We start from the raw sequence: 19,271 nt of genomic DNA, 5'->3' as shown, positions 1-19,271 counted from the left end.
GTATTTTCGCACTTCAATTTTTTATTTTTCACACAAATTCTAAACGCGCATTCATGCCAACAAGGATCAGATTACAAAGACACGGAAGAAAACAAAGGCCATATTATTTCATAGTAATAGCCGATTCACGTGCAAAAAGAGACGGTAGATACATTGAAAGAATAGGAGCATACAACCCCAACACAGTCCCTGCAACTATCGAACTCGACAATGAAAAAGCTTTTGAATGGATAATGAAAGGCGCACAACCAAGTGATACTGTTCGTGCAATCCTTTCTTACAGAGGAATACTTTACAGAAAACACCTGCAAAGAGGCGTTCGCAAAAAAGCCTTTGACCAGGAAGAAGCCGACCGCTTATTCAAAGCATGGGTGGACGAACAAGACAAGAAAATATTCGACCGCGCAGAAGATCTGAAGAAAAAAGCAGAAGCAGAGAGAGAAGCACGTTATGCTGAAGAAGCCAAAAAACGTGAAGCAAGGGAAGCAGAACTGAAAAAAGAAGCAGAAGCTGCTGAAGAAAAAGCGGAAGAAGCAAAAAAAGCAGAGGAATCCGAAGTAAAAGAAGAAGGCGAAGAAGCTGCTGCTGAGGCAACAAAAGCTGAAGATAAAGAGGTGAAAGAGGAAACTGCTGCTGAAGAGGTGAAAACTGAAGAAGCTGCAAAGCCGGAAGAGAAGAAAGAAGAGGCAACTCCTAAAGAAGAAGCAAAAACTGAGGAGAAAGCAGCTGATAAAGACCAAAAAGCCGAAACGACTAAAGAAGCAGCTCCAAAAGAAGAGGCTAAGAAAGAAGAAAAAGCCGAAGAGAAAAAAGAAGCTACTCCTGAAACTGATAAAGAAGAGAAAGCTGAGGAGAAAGTAGAGGAGCCAAAAAAAGCTGAAGAAAAGAAAGAAGCTGCCCCTGATAAAGAAAAAAAGGCTGAAGAAAAAGCGGAGGAGAAAAAAGAAACTCCTAAAGCTGAAGAAAAGAAAGAGACCGCTCCTGCAAAAGAGGAAAAAGCAGAAGCTCCAAAGGAAGAGGCTAAAAAAGAAGAAGCGTCAAAGCCTGAAGAAGACAAGAAAAAAGGCGATGCTTAAAATCTCCTGAGATGAATCCTTCTGAATTCATCAATATAGGTGTACTGATCAGGCCACATGGCCTCCAAGGAAACATAGAGCTAAAGCTGGATTATCCTGCAAAGGATATTTCCGCTTTAGCTTCTTTTTTTGTAGAAGATCAGCCCATTCCCCTGCCCTATTTTATTGAAAATTTAAAACAACTTTCCCAAGCCGGGCATTACAGTGTTCAATTGGAAGACATTTCCAACCTGGAAGCTGCAAGAAAATTAAAAGGTAAAAAAATCTATTGCTTAAAATCGGAACTACAGCAATTATTTGAGCTGAAAAACCAGGGCGAATTCAGCGATGATCAACTTATGGGACTTGAACTCATTGACCGGAAAAACAAAAAACTGGGAAAGATTTCAGATATATTTGAAAATGCTATGGAGCAAAGGCTTTTACAAGTCCTGATCGGAGATAAAGAAGTCTTGATTCCTTTTGTAGAAAACCGGGTATTGGAATTCAACGAAAAAAAGGCTTTCTTGAAATACGACATTCCCGATGGATTACTGGAAATTTACCTCGATTGAGGCATCAATAAAATTTTCCCGACATGCACATTGATATTATTTCAGTCCAACCCAAATTGTTAGAAAGCTTTTTCCGGCATTCTATTATTCAAAGAGCGCAGGATAAAAAACTGCTTGAAATAAAATTGCACGACCTTCGCGATTATGCCATCAACAAACACGGACAGGTTGACGATTACCAGTATGGCGGAGGTGCCGGAATGGTAATGATGGCAGAACCCATTGCCAAATGCATCAGGAAATTGCAGGAAACAAGAAATTACGATGAGATCATCTACATGACTCCTGATGGTGAAAGGCTTGAACAATCCACCTGCAACCAACTTTCACTGAAGAAAAACCTTATTATCCTCTGCGGGCATTACAAGGGCATAGATGAAAGAGTACGGGCGCTTTTTATCACCAAAGAAATTTCAATTGGCGATTTTGTGGTTTCTGGCGGTGAATTGCCCGCTGCCATTCTCACCGATGCTATCGGAAGATTGATTCCCAATGTACTGAACGATGAAACTTCCGCCCTCACCGATTCCTTCCAGGACAATTTGCTGGCACCGCCTGTTTATACCCGCCCGGCTGATTTTGAAGGATTGAAAGTACCCGAGGTTTTGCTCAGTGGTGATTTCAATAAAATCGACAAATGGCGTTTTGAAAAAGCCCTTGAAAAAACCAAAACAAGAAGGCCGGATTTGTTGGATAAGCATTGAGCTTTTTCCCAATCATTCTATAACTGCTATTCATAAGTAACGGGGAATTTTGACAATACAAAGGTTCTATCAAACAAAATCATAGGATTAAACATTGTAAAAATTTTCGCACATTTTCACTAAATTCATAAAAAAAATTGATTGTGAGCAGCTTAAAACATGTAAGCAACTGGTCAGTTGCGGGATATAGCACTGTGAATCTCATTGTTCTTTTTGCAGTTATAATTTCTTTTAGCTTTCAATCCTGTACTAATAAAGAACCCCGTTTTGATGAACGTCTTTTTGAATTATATGGGTTTCCTATACACAACAACACAGAAGCTGATTCCCTTATAAAATATTACGACAACATTTTAGAAAAGAGGGGAAATATGCCATATGCACATTTAGAAAGAGGATATATACATCTGGTTAATAAAGACGTAAATAAAGCAGAGACTGATTTCAAACAATCCTTGGAATTACGAAAAGAGAATAATGATTCGTACTTGTATCTGGCCACAACTTATGCGCTAAAAGGAGAAGATGAAAAAGCATTTGAAGTATTCAATGACTATAAAGACAATATAGCAAATAATCAAGAGGGAATGAGGCTATATATTATCTCACTTTTTTATTTCAAAAAAACCGAGGCATGTCAATCGTATAAAAAATTCATTGAAAAATACGAGGATTTGATACCAAACAAGCTATCAAAATCATGTAAGTAAAATTATTAAGTTAAGGCTAAAAAATGTTTTTCTCTTGTATTAAAGCCATGTAAACTCCTTTAATTTTAGTAAGAAATAAATGAAAATTAATTAAAACATCTATGTACCGTTTACTTTTACTCATATTGCTGTTCTATTTTGCCAAGGAAGGTTTTGGCCAAAAAGACATTTACCTATCTATTGAAGCTGGAACAGGTTCTACTTTTGTACATATTTTGGATGGTAATTCACCAGATTTAATCAATCGTACGTATTATCCTTCTCTTACATTAGGTTTAGCAGCTAGGTATGATTTTAATGAAAGGTTATCGGGACTGTTAGGGCTGCATATTTTTAACTACGGGTATGGAATAGAATTTACCTTAATCGATTCTTCGCAAAGCAATAATCGTTCAAGTTCATCACTGAGTAGTATTCAAGCACAAAGGTATTTATCATTTCCACTGGCATTGCAAAGTAACTTTAATATTAGAAAGTCTAAACCACTCTACCTGTATTTGTTAACGGGAGTTACTTTTGGAGTAAAAGTAGATGATATGGTTTCTGGAGGAGGAGTTTTAGATCTAAATGCAACAAAAGATTCAGTTAATGGGGTTTATGGAACATCAAATAAAGGACATCGGTTTTCCTTGGGTTTTGTTCTGGGAACTGGATTGGAATGGCAGACAAAAAATTTATCCCGATTTGGTTTTAAGCTTTTTATCCAAGCTGGGGTATTAAAATCATTTGAGGGTTCTTTAAACGATACTGAATATCAAGAACCATTACCCTATCCAATGAGGCCATTAATAGAAGAGCCCGCTTATAAGGAGCGTGAAACTTTTGGAAGTTATTTTTCCACCAACACCTCCCTCTTCCTCACTTTTTACTATGCCTTTAATTTGAGGAAAAAGAAAAAAAATAAATGAGTTTATTAAATTCAACTTTATATGTACCGTTTACTTTTACTCATATTGCTGTTCTCTTTTGCTAAGGAAGGTTTTGGCCAAAAAAACATTTACCTATCCCTTGAAGGAGGTTTTGGCCATACTTTCACCCAAGCCCTGAGTGAAGGAGTTGGAACTTTTGAGAACTCTAAAGAAAACTATATGCCTTCCATGTCTTTAGGAGTTAATACACGCTATGATTTTTCTGAAAAGTTTTCAGGAAATATAGGGTTACGTTTTAAAAACCACAATTACGGTATAGGATATACCGCTCCCAATATTGAGCAATCTATTGATCTGTGGTTGTTAAAATGGTTTGTATATATGCCAATAACACTCCAAAGTAATTTTGCCATAAGCAAAAACAAACCATTATTTTTCACACTTTATACAGGAATCAGTCCTGGAATAAATATATCTCAAGGTCTTAACGACTCAAGTGGTTCCGGCTTTCAAAGCAATACGCCCGGTGATACATTAAGTCAAGTCATTATTCCATCATATCAGGACAACTTATTTGCATTAAATGTCCTGCTAGGAATTGGCTTTGAAAAGAAAACAAAAAACAATTCAAGGTGGGGTCTAAAATTCATGCTGAATGCCGGACTCTTAAAAACTTTTGAAGGAAAACACACTAATGTAGGTATTGATTTTCATATTACAAGAAATGATTACGCAGAAATATCACGAATTATTTCAGAGTCTGGAATTGATAATGTGGGAAATTTCAGCAATGAAGGCGAAAAACATTTTGCTTCATATAACACCTCCTCTTCCTTACTTTTTACTATGCCTTTAATTTGAGGAAGAAAAAGTAGGGTAGGGATTGAAATAGTCATACGATGACTGGTTTCATATACATATTGGCACTGTAAATCTGGGGGAGTAAGCTTATTAAGCAAAGTCATCGTATGACTTTGAAGGAATAATACAACTTATTTTTTTTATTTTAACATAAAAAACACATGAACGCTCTAAAAACCACTATCGCTCCACCATCCTTGCTGTTTTTACTTTTCAGCATTTTATTAGCTGCATTTTCTGTTTCGGCACAAAGTATCGAATGGCAAAAAAATTACGGAGGCAGCAATGATGATTTTGTCAGTTCAATTCAGCAAACAACAGATGGCGGCTATATTATGGTTGGTGGTTCTGAATCCAGCGATCAGGATATTTCAGGCAACAACGGTGGTGTTGACTACTGGATACTGAAAACAGATGTTAATGGCAATATAGAATGGGAACAAAATTACGGGGGAAGCGGAGATGATTTTGCAAGCTCTGTTCATCAAACTTTTGATGGTGGCTATGTAGTAGCCGGTTCATCAGAGTCCAGTGATTTTGATGTTTCAGGCAATTATGGCTGGTTTGATTACTGGATATTAAAATTGGATGCCAATGGCAATATTGAATGGGAGCAAAACTACGGTGGAAGCGATGATGATTATGCAGCTTCTGTTTTGCAATCGACTGACAGTAGCTATATCGTAGCCGGATATACCAGCTCCTTTGATAATGATGTTTCGAATATTTACGACTGGGATGATTTCTGGGTACTGAAATTAGATGCAAACGGTGGTATAGAATGGGAGCAAAATTATGGCGGCACAGGAGACGAAACGGCTGCTTCCATGAAGCCAACAATGGATGGTGGCTACGTATTGGCAGGTCATTCAGATTCCCAGGATTTTGATGCTCCGGATAACAACGGTGATTTTGACTTCCTGGTTTTAAAATTAGACAGCAGTGGAAATGTAGAGTGGGGGCAAAACTATGGCGGCAGTTGGGAAGATGAGGTTTTTTCCATAACACAAACATCAGATGGCGGTTATATTGTTGGTGGCTCCTCAGAATCCAGTGACCAAGATGTTTCTAATAATTATGGTGATTACGATTATTGGGTAATTAAATTAGATGCAAATGGCAACCTGGAATGGGAACAAAACTTTGGGGGCAGTGGATATGATGAAGTTTATTCTGTTTTGCAAACCCAAGATGGCGGCTACCTGGTAGCCGGAGACACGGAATCAAATGACAATGACTTTTCGGGGAATTATGGAGCGTATGACAGTTGGTTATTGAAGTTGGATGCCAACGGCAATATTGAATGGAAGCAAAATTATGGAGGAACCCTTTATGACGGTTCCTCTGAAATTATTCAAACAACTGATGGAAAGTATCTTTTGGCCGGTGTTTCAGAATCCGGTGATATTGATCTCACGGGAAACAAAGGCGGTTTTGATTTTTGGCTGGTAAAAATAGACACAGCGGCTTGTACGGTTGATGTTTCTGTACAGCAAAGCAACAATACACTTAGTGCAGATCTGGCTGGAGCAAGCTATCAATGGGTAGATTGCGACAATGAAAATGCTCCTGTAAGCGGGGCGGTACAGCAAAGTTTTACTCCTGCCGAAAACGGAAATTATGCAGTAATCATTACTGAAAACTCATGCAGTAGTGTATCTGACTGCTATAATGTAAATATTGTGAGCATTGCAGAAACATCTTCTTTCAATGACCTTAAATTATTTCCCAATCCAACTGAGGGGCATATTAAAATTGATCTTGGAAGCAGAAAGGATTTTGTGAAAATAGAAGTGCAAAACAGCATAGGTCAGGTAATTGCAGAAGAATCACATACCAACACTGATCTAATTGAACATGAAATAGATGAAGAGTCCGGCATTTATTTTATCCAGCTTAAAATAGACGGGCAAAATACTGAAATCATTAAGGTTATTAAGAAGTGATTTTTTAATCACTTTTATCGGGTATGCCTTCCCTTGAAAAAACCAAAACAAGAAGACCGGATTTGTTGGAAGATGAGTAATTAAACCCTCCAATTTCTCCCTCAAAAAATTAATGGCATTTACACAAAAAAATTTTACCTTTGCAATTCGATTTTACAAACGAATAAATTCTAAGCAATGGACGCTGTTAAAGCATTGGAATATGAAATCCGCCCCAAACAAGAATTTCCTGAATTTAAAGCAGGAGATAATATTACTGTTAACTACAGAATTAAAGAAGGTGAAAAAGTAAGAATCCAGGCATTCCAGGGAGATGTATTGCAAAGAAAAGGCACTGGTGTAACGCAAACTTTTACTGTTAGAAAAATCTCAAACGGTACCGGTGTTGAGCGTATTTTCCCATTGTACTCACCTAATATTGAAAGCATTGTTGTAAACAAAAAAGGACGTGTGCGCAGAGCAAGAATATTTTACCTTCGCGATCTGAAAGGTAAAGCTGCCCGCATCAAGGAAAGAAGACCAAAGAAAAAAGAAAGCAAATAAACCACTTTCTATCGATTATAAAAGCGTTTGTTCAAATATTGGGCAAACGCTTTTTTGTTTCGCTCAAATTCATAATTTCACATCATAATTTATATCAAATGAATTGGTTGGCAGTTTTTATTGGAGGCGGCATAGGCTCACTTTCCCGTTTTGGGATATCGGTAATACTGCTGAAATATTTCAAAACAAACCTCCCTTATGCCACCCTGCTATCAAATTTCCTGGCTTGTCTGATACTGGTATTTGCGCTCAATTATTTCAACAGCAATGAAAACACCACCAAATGGTTGAAGCCACTTATTATCATTGGGTTCTGCGGTGGATTTTCCACTTTTTCAACCTTTAGCCTGGAAACATTTGAACTGCTGAAAAACAATGCCGCGCACTGGGCATTTATCAATATTGGCATAAGCTTAATTGCGTGTATTGGCATTATATACCTGCTCTACAAATCTCCGGCTATCTAAAGCTTTGTATAAGCTGGCTGAAAGAAGTAATTTAGCAAACTACTTTTCAGAATAGACAAACACATGAAGATTCTACAAACCGCAGAGCGTGTATCTGCCGAAGACCCATCGAGCAATTATGTATTTCAACGCAGCCTACTGGCCTATTTGAAAGCAGCAGAAATCGTGCACGGAAAAGTGCTTGAAATCGGCTGTGGGATGGGCTATGGTGTACAACACATTTCACCCAAAGCCGACACTTATATTACCATCGATAAATTTCCCACAAATCTTGATTTTTCAAAATTTCCCAATGTGGAATTTCGCCAGATGACTGTGCCCCCACTTGCCGGAATTGATGACAACAGCTTTGATTTTGTGGTTTCCTTCCAGGTCATTGAGCATATTGAAGACGATGACACCTTTGTAAAAGAAATTGCAAGGGTTTTGAAGCCGGGAGGGAAGTTCATTGTCACCACTCCAAACATAAAAATGTCCATTACCCGCAATCCCTGGCATGTGCGGGAATATACCATTGATGAATTGAAAAAATTATTGTCAAAATATTTCTCTAAAGTTGATGCGCAGGGTGTTTCCGGGAATGAAAAAATTATGGAATATTATGAAGAAAACAAAAAGTCGGTGGCAAAAATCACCCGCTTTGATATTTTCAATTTACAATACCGCCTGCCGAGACAATTGCTGCAGATACCATACGATATCCTAAACAGCATGAACCGCAAGAAACTTCTTGACAAGAACAATGATCTGGTCAATACCATTTCACATAAAGACTACAAAATAGGTCCGGTAAGCGAAGATTGTTTTGATCTTTTTTACATAGCTGAAAAATAACCTTTGCCTAAATGAAACGAACATGACAAAAAAATTTGACACACATGATGATGATCAAATTTTTTTGTTTTGTGAGTTACGTCTGACCATTGAAAAAATAAATTTGAACAGATGAAAAGAGCCCTCCAATACAGCCTCTTTCTATTGCTTGTTGCTCTTTTTGCTGTGCTTTGTTTAGAAGGGCTTTTGCGATTGGTGGGCATTTACAACACCTATTTTGAAAAGAATTACAACGCTTACCAAAGTTATTATGCAAAGGACAGTATCAGCGGACAAATAATTACCCGCCTGCCAAATAGCGAAATTGCTATTGAACAGACTGAATTTACTTATTTCAGAAATACAAACAAGCTGGGCTTAAGCGAAGACCGTGAAATCGACACCAGCAAGATTCTGGGAATAGTACTTGGCGATTCATTCACAGAAGGAATTGGCGCGCCTGCCGATTCTACCTGGGCTAGATTACTGGAAAAACAAACAGATGCAGATTGCCCGATTCAAACCTACAATGCAGGTGTAGCTGGAAGCGATGTTTTCTTTATGAGAAAGCTCTATGAGCAAAAGCTTGAAAAACTAAATCCTGATTTACTTTTCCTTTGCCTGAATTACTCGGATATTTCTGAATACATTTACCGGGGTGGTGCTGAAAGATTCCGTGATGACGGCAACACCTATTACCCTTCCGGTCCGGATTGGGAAGTTTACTACAAGCATTCACATGTAGTCCGGTTTTTTGTCCATTTCATATTGAACTATGACTTTACACTTCGAAAAAAAGATGAATTAAAAGAGCGGCTTCCAGAAATTTTATCCGAAATAGCCAATCAGATAATATGGCTGCAAAACAATACAAAAAACCTCGTACTTATCATTCACCCCTACCCTTACTTCAAAGACAAAAATGTACCATTCCACGAAGATTTTCCTGAGCTAAAAAAATTGCTGCCCGAAAACATAAAAACCATTGATTTATACCCCGACTTTGAAAAGCACTTTGCCAAAAACAATTCCAAACAATACTATTGGCCTAAAGACGGGCATTTTAATTCCAGGGGATATCTGCTTATGAGCCGCTTCATTTATGAACATTTAAAAGGAATGGAATTCTGTCCGCAATCCCACACACAAACAAATTAAGTATGTTTATCTTACCAAAAATTATAGCTATTCCATAGTCTTAGACCATATCTTTATTGTTGCATCCATGAAAAAATTTATTTTACTGCCTTTATTCCTTTTTGTATTGCTCACGGCCACCCAATGGCGTTTTGATATTCCTGCTGCAAAAATTGAGGAAAGATTTGCCTATCCGCATTCTCAGTTTTTAGATTATGAAGGAATGCGCCTCCACTATTGTGTAGAAGGGGAAGGTGAGCCAATTGTATTAATTCATGGCACAGCATCCTCACTGCATACTTGGGAAGGCTGGGTAGAACGGTTAAAAAATGATTTTAAGATTATTCGCCTCGACTTGCCCGGATTTGGACTGACAGGACCCAATCCTTCAAAAGATTATTCCGAAGAATTGTATGCCGAAGTTGTTGAAGCACTATTAAAGCACCTGAACATTCACAAAGCGCATATTGCAGGAAATTCCCTGGGCGGAGCTGTGGCTTTTCATTTTGCTGCACTTTATCCCGAAATGACAAAAAGCCTGGTATTGATTGATGCATCGGGTTATCATTTTGGAAGAAAAATACCCTTTATTTTTAGAATCACCCAATACCCGGGCGTTGCAAAATTGATGACCCGCTTCTCTCCTCGCTTTATCTACAAATGGAATATCATGCAGGTATATGGCAATACCGATTTAATTACTGACACTTTGATTGATCGCTATTATTTGCTTTCATTAAGGAAAGGAAATCGTCAGGCAATGATTGATAGAATGCAACAAGTTGAAAACAAAGACAGTAAATTAATTGATAAAATAAAAGCACCAACCCTTATTCTTTGGGGAGAAGAAGACGAGTGGATCCCGCTGGACTTTGCATATAAGTTTAAGGAAGATATTCCCCACAGCAAGCTGATCTTGTTTCCTGGTGCAGGACATGTGCCGATGGAAGAAATACCTGTCCCCACAGCCGACAGCACAAAAAAATTCATTAAAAATCTAAATACTGAATTGTTGTGACCAAAAAAGAAAAAGTAGAATTTATTATCAGTACTCTTGAAGATTTATTTCCAAAAATAGATATACCTCTTGATCACAAAGATCCTTACACACTTTTGATTGCTGTACTGCTTTCGTCACAATGTACTGATGAGCGGGTCAATAAGATTACTCCTTTGCTTTTTGAAAAAGCTGACAATCCTTTTGATATGATCAAACTGGGTATTGAAGAAATTAAAGCAATAATCAGACCCTGCGGACTTTCCCCTGCCAAATCCAAAGCCATATGGAATCTCTCAAAAATTATTGTAGAAAAACACAATGGCAAAGTACCGGATACTTTTGAGGATTTGGAAGCATTGCCGGGTGTGGGGCACAAAACAGCTTCAGTGGTCATGAGCCAGGCGTTTGGCTATCCTGCTTTTCCGGTGGATACACACATACACCGCCTGATCTATCGCTGGGGATTGTCTTCAGGGAAAAATGTTAAGCAAACCGAAAAAGACTGCAAGCGCCTTTTTCCAAAAGAAAAATGGAACAAACTACACATTCAGATCATATTATACGGCAGGGTTTATTCCCCTGCACGAGGGTTGAAAATCGAACAAGATATTATTACGCGAAAAATAGGGAGAAGGAGTTTTTTGAAACAATTGGACATGCATTAAAAATGCCGGGGTTAAGAAAACACCCGGCATTTATTATAGAATTGAGACCGTTAAAACTACATGTCCTCAACTTTCTCTTTGGCTTTGTCTTTCCAGGATTTCACCTCATCCTCTGCGGCTTGTAGTTGCTCTTCAGCCTCTGATTTCAATTCACCCCACTTGTCTTTGCTTGCCTTAGAATACTCATCAATATCTGAAAGCAATTCGTCATACTTTTCTTTCAACTCTTCAAACTGCTCATCTGCTTTATCGGTAGCCTGATCTGTTGTATTCTCAGATTTTTCCTTAAGCTTACCCAATTTCTCTCTCATTTTGTTGCTCTGCTCCTCCAATGCCTGAACCAGTTCATCTCTTTCCTGCTTCCAGGCTTCGCCAGCTTCCTCCTTTAATTCTTTGGCTTCTTCTTTTACTTCCTCTAGATTCTCATCATCCTTTGTTTCAGAGTTTTCTCCACCTCCCTGGCATGCAGTGAATAATGGTAAGGTGAAAAATAAGATTACTAATAATTTCAAAATACTCTTTTGAATTTTCATGGCTTTAATAAATGTTTTTGTTAACGAATGCTCTAAAACTAAGGAATAGAAATGGAATGAGCAAACTGAAAAACTTTCATTTCTCTAATGATGGTGCCCCCCTCCTTCTCCTTTGTGCAATTCTGCCAATAGATAATATGCATTATTCATAGCAAACAGGGTTTTCTCATTAATGTCATCCATAAAATCAACAGCAATCCATTCATTTTCTATTGTACCGCTTACTACCCTTATGGGGATAAAGCTCCAAAGCTCCTCTGTTTGTTTCATTTCTTTCTCTGCAATAAAAGCAACATAGTGGTCACCATCCCGTGTAACTGCACTTTGAGGCAAAACATAGGATTCTGCACTTCCTGTCAGAATCTGTCCCCTTACATACATCCCAGGCAATAGCTTTCCCGACTCATTTTCAATTTCTACGTGCACATGAACCGCCTTGGGTACTCTGTCAAATTTTTTACCAATAGAATAAATTTCACCCATAAGTTCTTTACCCTGAACCCTGAATTATTGACCAGCCTCCGGCTGTATATTGGAATATTTTGCGGGACACAACTCAAATCCTCGCTCGCTGGGGCGGGGCGAGAGTGGGAAAAACGAAAATTGGTCGTGAACCAGTAAGTTTTGAGTTTTGAAAGCTGCCCTTTTTTCACTTCCTTTGTACCCGTGAAATCCTATCGCAACATATTGTCTTTGTTTTTGCTGAGTGCTTACGCGCTCCTGTTGCTGCATGATTTCATTCCCCATACGCATCACAATCATCAGGGAGCAGATCAAACTGTTTCTGAAGCCCATCAGCATCATGGGAATCATTCGCATGATAAAGATCACCAGCAGGACAAACCACCTGAGTCTTCAGAAAGTAGTCCATGGGACAATCAGCTAATCCACGCACACAGCCATTCCGATTTTGATGGGCATCAACATGAGCTAGCTTATCGTGCTGCCTCAAAAGATAAATTAATCCCTCAGAGTGATTTTGTTGTTCAATATCCGGCAGCACATCATTGGAGACTCCCGGATCAGCTGAACGAAAGTAGCTACCACCAATATGCATTTATCCGGCCTCTTGCCGATCAGCAGCTTTTTGCCTCGCATGGCCTCCGCGCCCCTCCTGCTTTAGGTTAAACCGAAGAATTAATGGCTCCCTGCTATGAGGGAGCATTTCTCATTTTAACCTAAAGAAATTCATTTATGCATAAATCATTTTTTCTCGTGCTGGCACTTACCCTATGCGTAAGTGCCGTAAAGGCGCAATACTCGACTTTAGAGGAAGTATTGCAAACTGTAGAAGCCAACAACAAATCACTTGCAGCCTACCGAAGCTATATGGAAGGTGAAAATTGGCAGTATAAATCGCAAAACAGGCTTCCCGATCCGCAGGCTGATGCTTTTTATCTTCCTTTTGGTGAGCACACTACAGGCAATTACAGTGAATTTCAAATCTCACAACGCATAGAATTTCCCACCGTATACACCAGCAGAGGCAACTGGATAGACGAGCAGCAAGAGCGACTGGAACAGGAATATCAAAAGCTAAAACAGGACATTCTCCTGAAGGCGAAAAAGCTTGGGGTGGAATGGGTTTACCTGCAAAAGCAGCGCGAGTTGGTTCAGGAGCGGGTAACCCAATCCAAAAAGGTGTATGAGCAGGTAGAAACCTTGTTTGAAAAAGGCCAGAGCGGTATTCTTGACAGGAATAAAGCCAGAATCATTTGGCTGGATCAACAGTTTGCACTGGAAGAACTGAATACCCGCGAGACGAATGTAAAACAAGAATTAAAAGCTCTGAATGGTGGAAACGAAGTCAGGCTTCAGTTAAATTCTTACCCCAACAACATGGAAATTCCTGTTCCTGACAGCCTTTGGAATGAACGGTTAATAAGAGATGCGCAAATCTCCCTTTTAGAACGGGAAAAACAAGTGGCTGAGCAACGCTTGAAAGTAGAGCGAAATCAGCTTTTGCCGGACATTACAGCCGGTTACAACCAGCAGGGGGTGGCCGGAAACAATTACTCGGGTTTTTATGGTGGTATCAGTATTCCGCTTTGGAGCGGCCGCAGTAAAGTAAAGATGGCAGAAGCGCAAATCAACTACCGCGATCAGCGCCAATCTGATGTGATTACCTCTTTGAAAAGTGAGTTTTCATCGCAGGTACAACGCTATCAACTGTTGCTTAAAAAATTTAGAGAATACGAAGTAGCACTGTCCGGGTTGAACAGCGAAGTTCTTCTTAAAAGTTCCTATGAACTGGGTGAGATTTCCTTTATGGACTATTACCGCGAAGTTACCTTTTACCGCGAAGCGGAAAACCGGATGCTGGAAATTGAGAAGGAACTCCGGCAACTCAGGGCGGAATTATTAAAACATCAATTGTAAACCTCAAAAAAACAACAATTATGAAATTCAAAGTAAGTCTTTTTATAGCGGCCTTAGCATTCACTTTCGGATGTAATTCAGGTGGAAAACAGGATGACCACGGACACGAGCACGGCAGTGAAACACACATTCACCAAGTTGAAGAACATGGCCATGATCATGAGAATGGAGATCATCACCATGAACAGGAAGAGTTTAGGGTTTCAGGAGATTCAACCGAAATGAAATCCGACTCAACACACGTGCATGAAGATGGAAGTGAACACCATGAGCATTAATTTTTTAAAAAAAACTATATAGTAATGCGATATATAATAGTATTAATGGCTGTACTGATGGCATCTTGTCAGTCAGCACAAGAGAACGGTCACGCCCACGATGCGGAGGGTGGCCATATCAACGAAGGCAGCGATATACCGGCTGTGGACTATACCCGATGGACAGATAAAACAGAATTATTTGTAGAATTCCCGGCTTTGGTAGTGAATGAAACCAGCCGCTTTGCCGCTCACTTTACTGTGCTGGATAAGCATCAACCCATAAGGGAAGGCAATGTAACCGTGAGTTTGGTCAAAGATGGAAAAGGGATTAGGCACACAGTAGAAGCTCCTTCTTCACCGGGTATTTTTTCTCCTTCCCTGCAACCTAAGGCTGCCGGTACTTACCAGTTGATCTTTGATTTAACAACTCCTGGTTATCAGGATAGAATTGTCATAAATGATATTCGGGTATTTGCAAATACGGAGGAGGCTACAAAATCTCTTGGAAGTAAGGAGGAAAATGGAGGGGCTATTAGCTTTCTAAAAGAACAAGCCTGGAAGATTGATTTCCAGACAGCTCCTGTCATTTCCGGTGAGATCTATGATGTCATCAAAACCTCGGGGATTTGGAAGGCTTCACCCGTTAATGTGCGGTCACTTTCCGCCACTGCCAATGGTATAGCAAGTTTTACCATGAAAAACCTCACCGCAGGTACAAGAATAAAGCAAGGGCAACCTCTGATGACCATAAGTAGTAAAGGGCTTACTTCCAATAATTTACAAAGTGAGATTGAGCAAGCCAAGGCCAATTTTGAACAGGCTAAAGCGGAATACGAGCGTAAAAAGCAGCTCCACGAATCCAAGATTGTACCTAAAGCAGAAATGGAACAGGTGGAAAGCAAATACAAAGTGGCCAAATCAAATTATGAAACTTTGAAATCAGGCTTTTCCTTAAGTGGTAAACAAATTACAGCTCCTTATGACGGTTACATTAAATCAATCGATGTAATAAATGGTGATTTTGTAAATCAAGGCACTCCATTGTTGACCTTGGTAACCCATCCTCCAAGCTTATTGGAAGCACAAGTCAGTGCCGCTTATGCTGCCGATTTGCAGACGATTCAAAATATTCATTACAAAAAGCTAAACGATCAATGGTCGAGCATAGGTTCTGCCGGTGGGTCTGTCCTTTCGTTTGGGAAGGCAGTGGAGCCTGCAAAGCCGATGCTTCCGATTTATGTTGAGGTTTCGGAGGAAATTTCTATGCCCGAAGGCAGTTATACGGAAGTGCAAATTGCCTATGGTGAGCCAAGACAAGGCTTACTGGTTCCCGAGGCATCCCTTTTGGAAGATTATGGAAGCTTCTCGGTAATCATCCAACTATCTGGAGAAAGTTTTGAAAGACGCCCTGTAAAAATCGGGAGAAGAAATGGTGAGTATGTAGAAGTGAAGGATGGACTTGAAGCGGGAGAAGTGGTCGTGACAAAGGGTGCTTACCAAGTAAAAATGGCCTCCATGTCAGGAACAACACCGGCTCATGGTCATGAACATTAAAATGGAAATGATATGCTAAATAAGATATTATCAATATCACTTCAAAACAGGCTTTTGGTCTTATTGGGTGCAGTAGTGCTGAGTGTGGCAGGTTTGTTTTTGGCACGTACAATGAATGTGGATGTTTTTCCTGACCTTACGGCACCTACTGTAACTATCCTAACAGAGGCACATGGTTTGGAGTCAGAAGAAGTGGAGAAACTGGTAACCTATCAGTTGGAGACAGCACTCAACGGCTCTCCGAATGTAAGGAGAATCCGTTCATCCTCAGCGGCAGGTATTTCCATTGTATGGGTAGAGTTTGATTGGGGAACGGATATTTACAGGGCGCGGCAAATTGTGAGTGAACGCATCCCAATGGTACGTGAAAACCTTCCGAGTGGTATCGGTGCGCCCACAATGGCGCCCATTTCCTCAATTATGGGAGAGATTATGCTTTTGGGGGTTACATCCGACAGCTTGTCGCCCATGAAATTGCGAACGATTTCTGACTGGACAATTAGGCCTAGGTTAAAAGCCATTGGAGGAATTGCCAACGTAATTGTTATTGGTGGTGATTATAAACAATATCAGGTGTTTGCCCATCCGGAAAAGCTCAAACACTATAATGTAAGTCTTAGTGAGTTGGTGGAAAAAGTAAAAGAAGCCAACGTAAATGCCCCCGGAGGTTTTTTCAATGAACACGGAAACCAATACATCATCAAGGGCAGCGGCAGGGCTTATGCAGTGGGAGAATTGCAGGAAGCTGTGGTAAAACAGCTTAACGGCCAAAGCATTAAAATTAAAGATGTGGCCACTGTGCAGATTGGTGCGTCCGATAAGATTGGTGACGGTTCACTGAATGCCTCACCTGCGGTCATACTGACAATCTCCAAACAACCAGACGTAAACACACTGGATTTGACCGGCCGATTGGATGAAGCCATTGCTGAATTAGGACAAACACTACCGGAAGGGGTTGAGATTAAAAGCCATATTTTCAGGCAATCCGATTTTATAGAAGCCTCCATCAGCAACCTCAACCAAACCCTGCTGGAGGGTACGTTTTTTGTGGTCATTGTCTTATTTATTTTCCTGATGAATTGGCGCACCACACTGATCTCTTTGCTGGCCATACCAATTTCCCTGCTGGTATCTATTATCGTGCTAAAATTATTAGGCTACACCATCAATACCATGAGCCTGGGGGGGATGGCCATTGCTATTGGCACTTTGGTGGATGATGCAATTATAGATGTAGAGAATGTTTATAAACGCTTACGGGAAAATATCAGAAAGCCCAAAAGCGAACGACTCCCTGTATTAACAGTGGTAAAAGATGCTTCTGTAGAAATCAGGAGTTCCATCATCATCGCTACATTGATCATCATAGTATCGTTTGTGCCTTTGTTCTTCCTAAGTGGTATGGAAGGACGGTTATTGAAACCATTGGGAATTGCTTTTGTAACCTCGGTACTTACTTCTTTGGTGGTGGCTGTTACTGTGACACCAGTTCTCTGCTCTTATTTATTGAAAAGAGAAAAAGTATTGAGCAAAAATGCCGAAGGAACCAGAGTTGAAAGATGGCTTCGAAAACATTATTCAAGGCTATTGGGTGGCACTTTAAAATTTCCGAAAACCATAATTACGGTTACAGTAATTACCTTTTTATCAAGTATGGGGCTGCTTACTCAATTGGGAAGAAGCTTTTTACCGGAATTCAATGAAGGCTCGCTTGTCATCAGTGCGGTCGGCCCTCCCGGAATGTCGTTGGAAGAAAGCAATAAAGTGGGGAAGCTGATAGAGCAACAATTATTAGAAATGCCTGAAGTAGAGGTGGTCACCCGCAGGACGGGACGTGCCGAACTGGACGAACATGCCCAGGGCGTAAATGCGGCCGAGATTGATGTGCCTTTTACCCTCGAAGACAAAAGCAAAGAGGCGTTTTTTGAAGAAGTGAGAAAAAAACTCAGCATTGTGCCGGGAGTAAACATTACATTGGGACAACCAATAGCTCACCGGATTGACCACATGCTTTCCGGGACACGAGCCAATATTGCTATAAAAATTTTCGGGCCTGATCTGCAACGCCTTTATGAAGTGGGCAAAAAAATAGAAACGGATATTAAACCAATTCAAGGACTGGCCGATGTAGCGGTTGCCCAGCAAATTGAAGTGCCGCAAATTAGGATCAAACCAAAACGTGAAATGTTATCGGCTTTTGGGATGACGGTTGGCGACCTCATGGAACAGGTGGACATTGCATTTGCAGGAGAGGAAGCCGGTGAGATTTATGAAGGGCAAAAGTACTTTGACCTAATAGTGCGTTATCAGGAAGAGTTCAGGAGCAATATTGAGCGCATCAAAACGACCCTGGTGAGCTTGCCTAATGGAGGCTATACTACTATTGACCAGCTGGCCACGGTATCTTCAGTGAGCAGCCCGAATAAGATAAGCAGGGAAGATGTACAGCGTAAGATTGTAGTAGCGGCCAATGTACAGGGAAGGGATTTGAGAAGTGCGGTCAATGAGATTCAGGAGACCATTACTAGCAGTATTGAAATACCTGAAGGCTACCGTGTGGAATATGGTGGGCAATTTGAGAGTGAAGCAAAGGCTTCACAATTACTCTTGATTACTGCCGTTATCGCAATTCTGATCATATTCCTGCTACTCTACTTTGAGTTTAAAGACGTGAAACTGGCTTTTGTGGTCTTGATCAATCTGCCTCTGGCGTTAATTGGTGGAATTCTGATTGTGTACTTCACCTCCGGGATTATCAGTATTGCTGCTACCATTGGTTTTATTAGTTTGTTCGGTATTGCCACACGGAATGGAATTTTGCTTGTTTCCCGATATGAAGATTTGCGAAAAGAAGGCAAACAAGGATTGGCTTTAATTCAGGAAGGTGTTTTAGACCGACTGAACCCAATCCTGATGACGGCCTTCACTACCGGATTAGCCCTAATTCCATTGGCTATGAAAGGTGGTGAGCCGGGCAGTGAGATTCAAAGTCCCATGGCCGTAGTAATTCTAGGTGGTTTGTTATCAGCCACCATTTTGAATTTAGTGGTGATACCTTGTGTTTATCGGTTGGTGACCAAATGAATGAATTGCGAAACTAAAAAATATAGTAACTGATTGGAAAATTTCTTCCACTACATTGTAGGCTATAGTCACCATACTGAGTATCAGTGCGTTTTTTAGCAATTAACTTCACT

At 40.1% G+C, this 19,271-nt stretch carries 20 protein-coding genes; 18 read left to right on the top strand and 2 right to left on the bottom strand.

Annotated elements, in window-relative coordinates:
* Positions 1–53 precede the first annotated feature (53 nt).
* The 13 genes from rpsP (at position 54) to nth (ending at position 11,345) form a co-directional block, all read left to right on the top strand.
* Entirely contained in the window at positions 54–1,076 is a 1,023-nt protein-coding gene (gene rpsP / locus WD048_11530) for a 30S ribosomal protein S16 (protein ID MEX0812837.1), read from the top strand.
* 11 nt (positions 1,077–1,087) lie between these two features.
* Entirely contained in the window at positions 1,088–1,630 is a 543-nt protein-coding gene (rimM, locus tag WD048_11525) for a ribosome maturation factor RimM (protein MEX0812836.1), read from the top strand.
* A 23-nt stretch (positions 1,631–1,653) separates the two neighbouring features.
* Entirely contained in the window at positions 1,654–2,334 is a 681-nt protein-coding gene (gene trmD, locus WD048_11520; protein MEX0812835.1) for a tRNA (guanosine(37)-N1)-methyltransferase TrmD, read from the top strand.
* Positions 2,335–2,477: 143 nt separating this feature from the next.
* A complete protein-coding gene (locus WD048_11515) occupies positions 2,478–3,044 on the top strand; it encodes a hypothetical protein (protein ID MEX0812834.1) in 567 nt (188 codons plus the stop codon).
* Between the two features lie 101 nt (positions 3,045–3,145).
* Positions 3,146–3,952, top strand: a complete 807-nt coding sequence (locus WD048_11510) for a hypothetical protein (protein MEX0812833.1) — start codon at positions 3,146–3,148, stop codon at positions 3,950–3,952.
* 21 nt (positions 3,953–3,973) lie between these two features.
* Positions 3,974–4,774, top strand: coding sequence for a hypothetical protein (locus tag WD048_11505; protein MEX0812832.1), 801 nt, complete (start codon positions 3,974–3,976; stop codon positions 4,772–4,774).
* A 161-nt stretch (positions 4,775–4,935) separates the two neighbouring features.
* Positions 4,936–6,720 (top strand): T9SS type A sorting domain-containing protein, encoded by a 1,785-nt coding sequence (locus WD048_11500; protein MEX0812831.1) that lies wholly within the window; start codon positions 4,936–4,938, stop codon positions 6,718–6,720.
* Positions 6,721–6,897: 177 nt separating this feature from the next.
* A complete protein-coding gene (gene rplS / locus WD048_11495; protein ID MEX0812830.1) occupies positions 6,898–7,263 on the top strand; it encodes a 50S ribosomal protein L19 in 366 nt (121 codons plus the stop codon).
* A gap of 98 nt (positions 7,264–7,361) precedes the next feature.
* Positions 7,362–7,730, top strand: coding sequence for a fluoride efflux transporter CrcB (gene crcB / locus WD048_11490; protein ID MEX0812829.1), 369 nt, complete (start codon positions 7,362–7,364; stop codon positions 7,728–7,730).
* Positions 7,731–7,793: 63 nt separating this feature from the next.
* Entirely contained in the window at positions 7,794–8,564 is a 771-nt protein-coding gene (locus tag WD048_11485; GenBank protein ID MEX0812828.1) for a class I SAM-dependent methyltransferase, read from the top strand.
* A gap of 111 nt (positions 8,565–8,675) precedes the next feature.
* A complete protein-coding gene (locus tag WD048_11480; GenBank protein ID MEX0812827.1) occupies positions 8,676–9,701 on the top strand; it encodes an SGNH/GDSL hydrolase family protein in 1,026 nt (341 codons plus the stop codon).
* Positions 9,702–9,768: 67 nt separating this feature from the next.
* Positions 9,769–10,698 (top strand): alpha/beta hydrolase, encoded by a 930-nt coding sequence (locus WD048_11475; protein ID MEX0812826.1) that lies wholly within the window; start codon positions 9,769–9,771, stop codon positions 10,696–10,698.
* Positions 10,695–11,345, top strand: a complete 651-nt coding sequence (gene nth / locus WD048_11470) for an endonuclease III (protein MEX0812825.1) — start codon at positions 10,695–10,697, stop codon at positions 11,343–11,345. Before WD048_11475 ends, nth begins: the two co-directional genes overlap by 4 nt.
* Before the next feature lie 56 nt (positions 11,346–11,401).
* On the opposite strand, the gene WD048_11465 is transcribed toward nth, so the two are convergent.
* Entirely contained in the window at positions 11,402–11,878 is a 477-nt protein-coding gene (locus tag WD048_11465; protein MEX0812824.1) for a hypothetical protein, read from the bottom strand.
* Positions 11,879–11,962: 84 nt separating this feature from the next.
* Positions 11,963–12,361 carry a hypothetical protein gene (locus WD048_11460; GenBank protein ID MEX0812823.1) on the bottom strand — a complete coding sequence of 133 codons (399 nt, stop codon included), beginning with the start codon at positions 12,359–12,361 and terminating at the stop codon, positions 11,963–11,965.
* Between the two features lie 141 nt (positions 12,362–12,502).
* Here WD048_11460 and WD048_11455 point away from each other — a divergent pair, with 141 nt between their 5' ends.
* The 5 genes from WD048_11455 to WD048_11435 all read left to right on the top strand — a co-directional run bounded on the left by WD048_11455 (position 12,503) and on the right by WD048_11435 (position 19,158).
* On the top strand, positions 12,503–13,006 hold the full coding sequence (locus WD048_11455) for a hypothetical protein (protein ID MEX0812822.1): 504 nt from the start codon (positions 12,503–12,505) through the stop codon (positions 13,004–13,006).
* A 66-nt stretch (positions 13,007–13,072) separates the two neighbouring features.
* Positions 13,073–14,257: a TolC family protein gene (locus WD048_11450; GenBank protein ID MEX0812821.1), complete on the top strand. Its 1,185-nt coding sequence runs from the start codon at positions 13,073–13,075 to the stop codon at positions 14,255–14,257.
* Positions 14,258–14,277: 20 nt separating this feature from the next.
* Entirely contained in the window at positions 14,278–14,535 is a 258-nt protein-coding gene (locus WD048_11445) for a hypothetical protein (protein ID MEX0812820.1), read from the top strand.
* Between the two features lie 24 nt (positions 14,536–14,559).
* A complete protein-coding gene (locus tag WD048_11440) occupies positions 14,560–16,071 on the top strand; it encodes an efflux RND transporter periplasmic adaptor subunit (protein ID MEX0812819.1) in 1,512 nt (503 codons plus the stop codon).
* A 12-nt stretch (positions 16,072–16,083) separates the two neighbouring features.
* Complete coding sequence (locus WD048_11435; protein MEX0812818.1) at positions 16,084–19,158, top strand: efflux RND transporter permease subunit; 3,075 nt, start codon at positions 16,084–16,086, stop codon at positions 19,156–19,158.
* Positions 19,159–19,271 lie beyond the last annotated feature (113 nt).

It is taken from the genome of Chitinophagales bacterium (assembly GCA_040877935.1).
GTDB lineage: Bacteria > Bacteroidota > Bacteroidia > Chitinophagales > CAIOSU01 > JBBDNB01.
The sequence above is the reverse complement of the archived record's forward strand: the minus strand, read 5'-3'. Positions and strand labels throughout refer to the sequence as shown.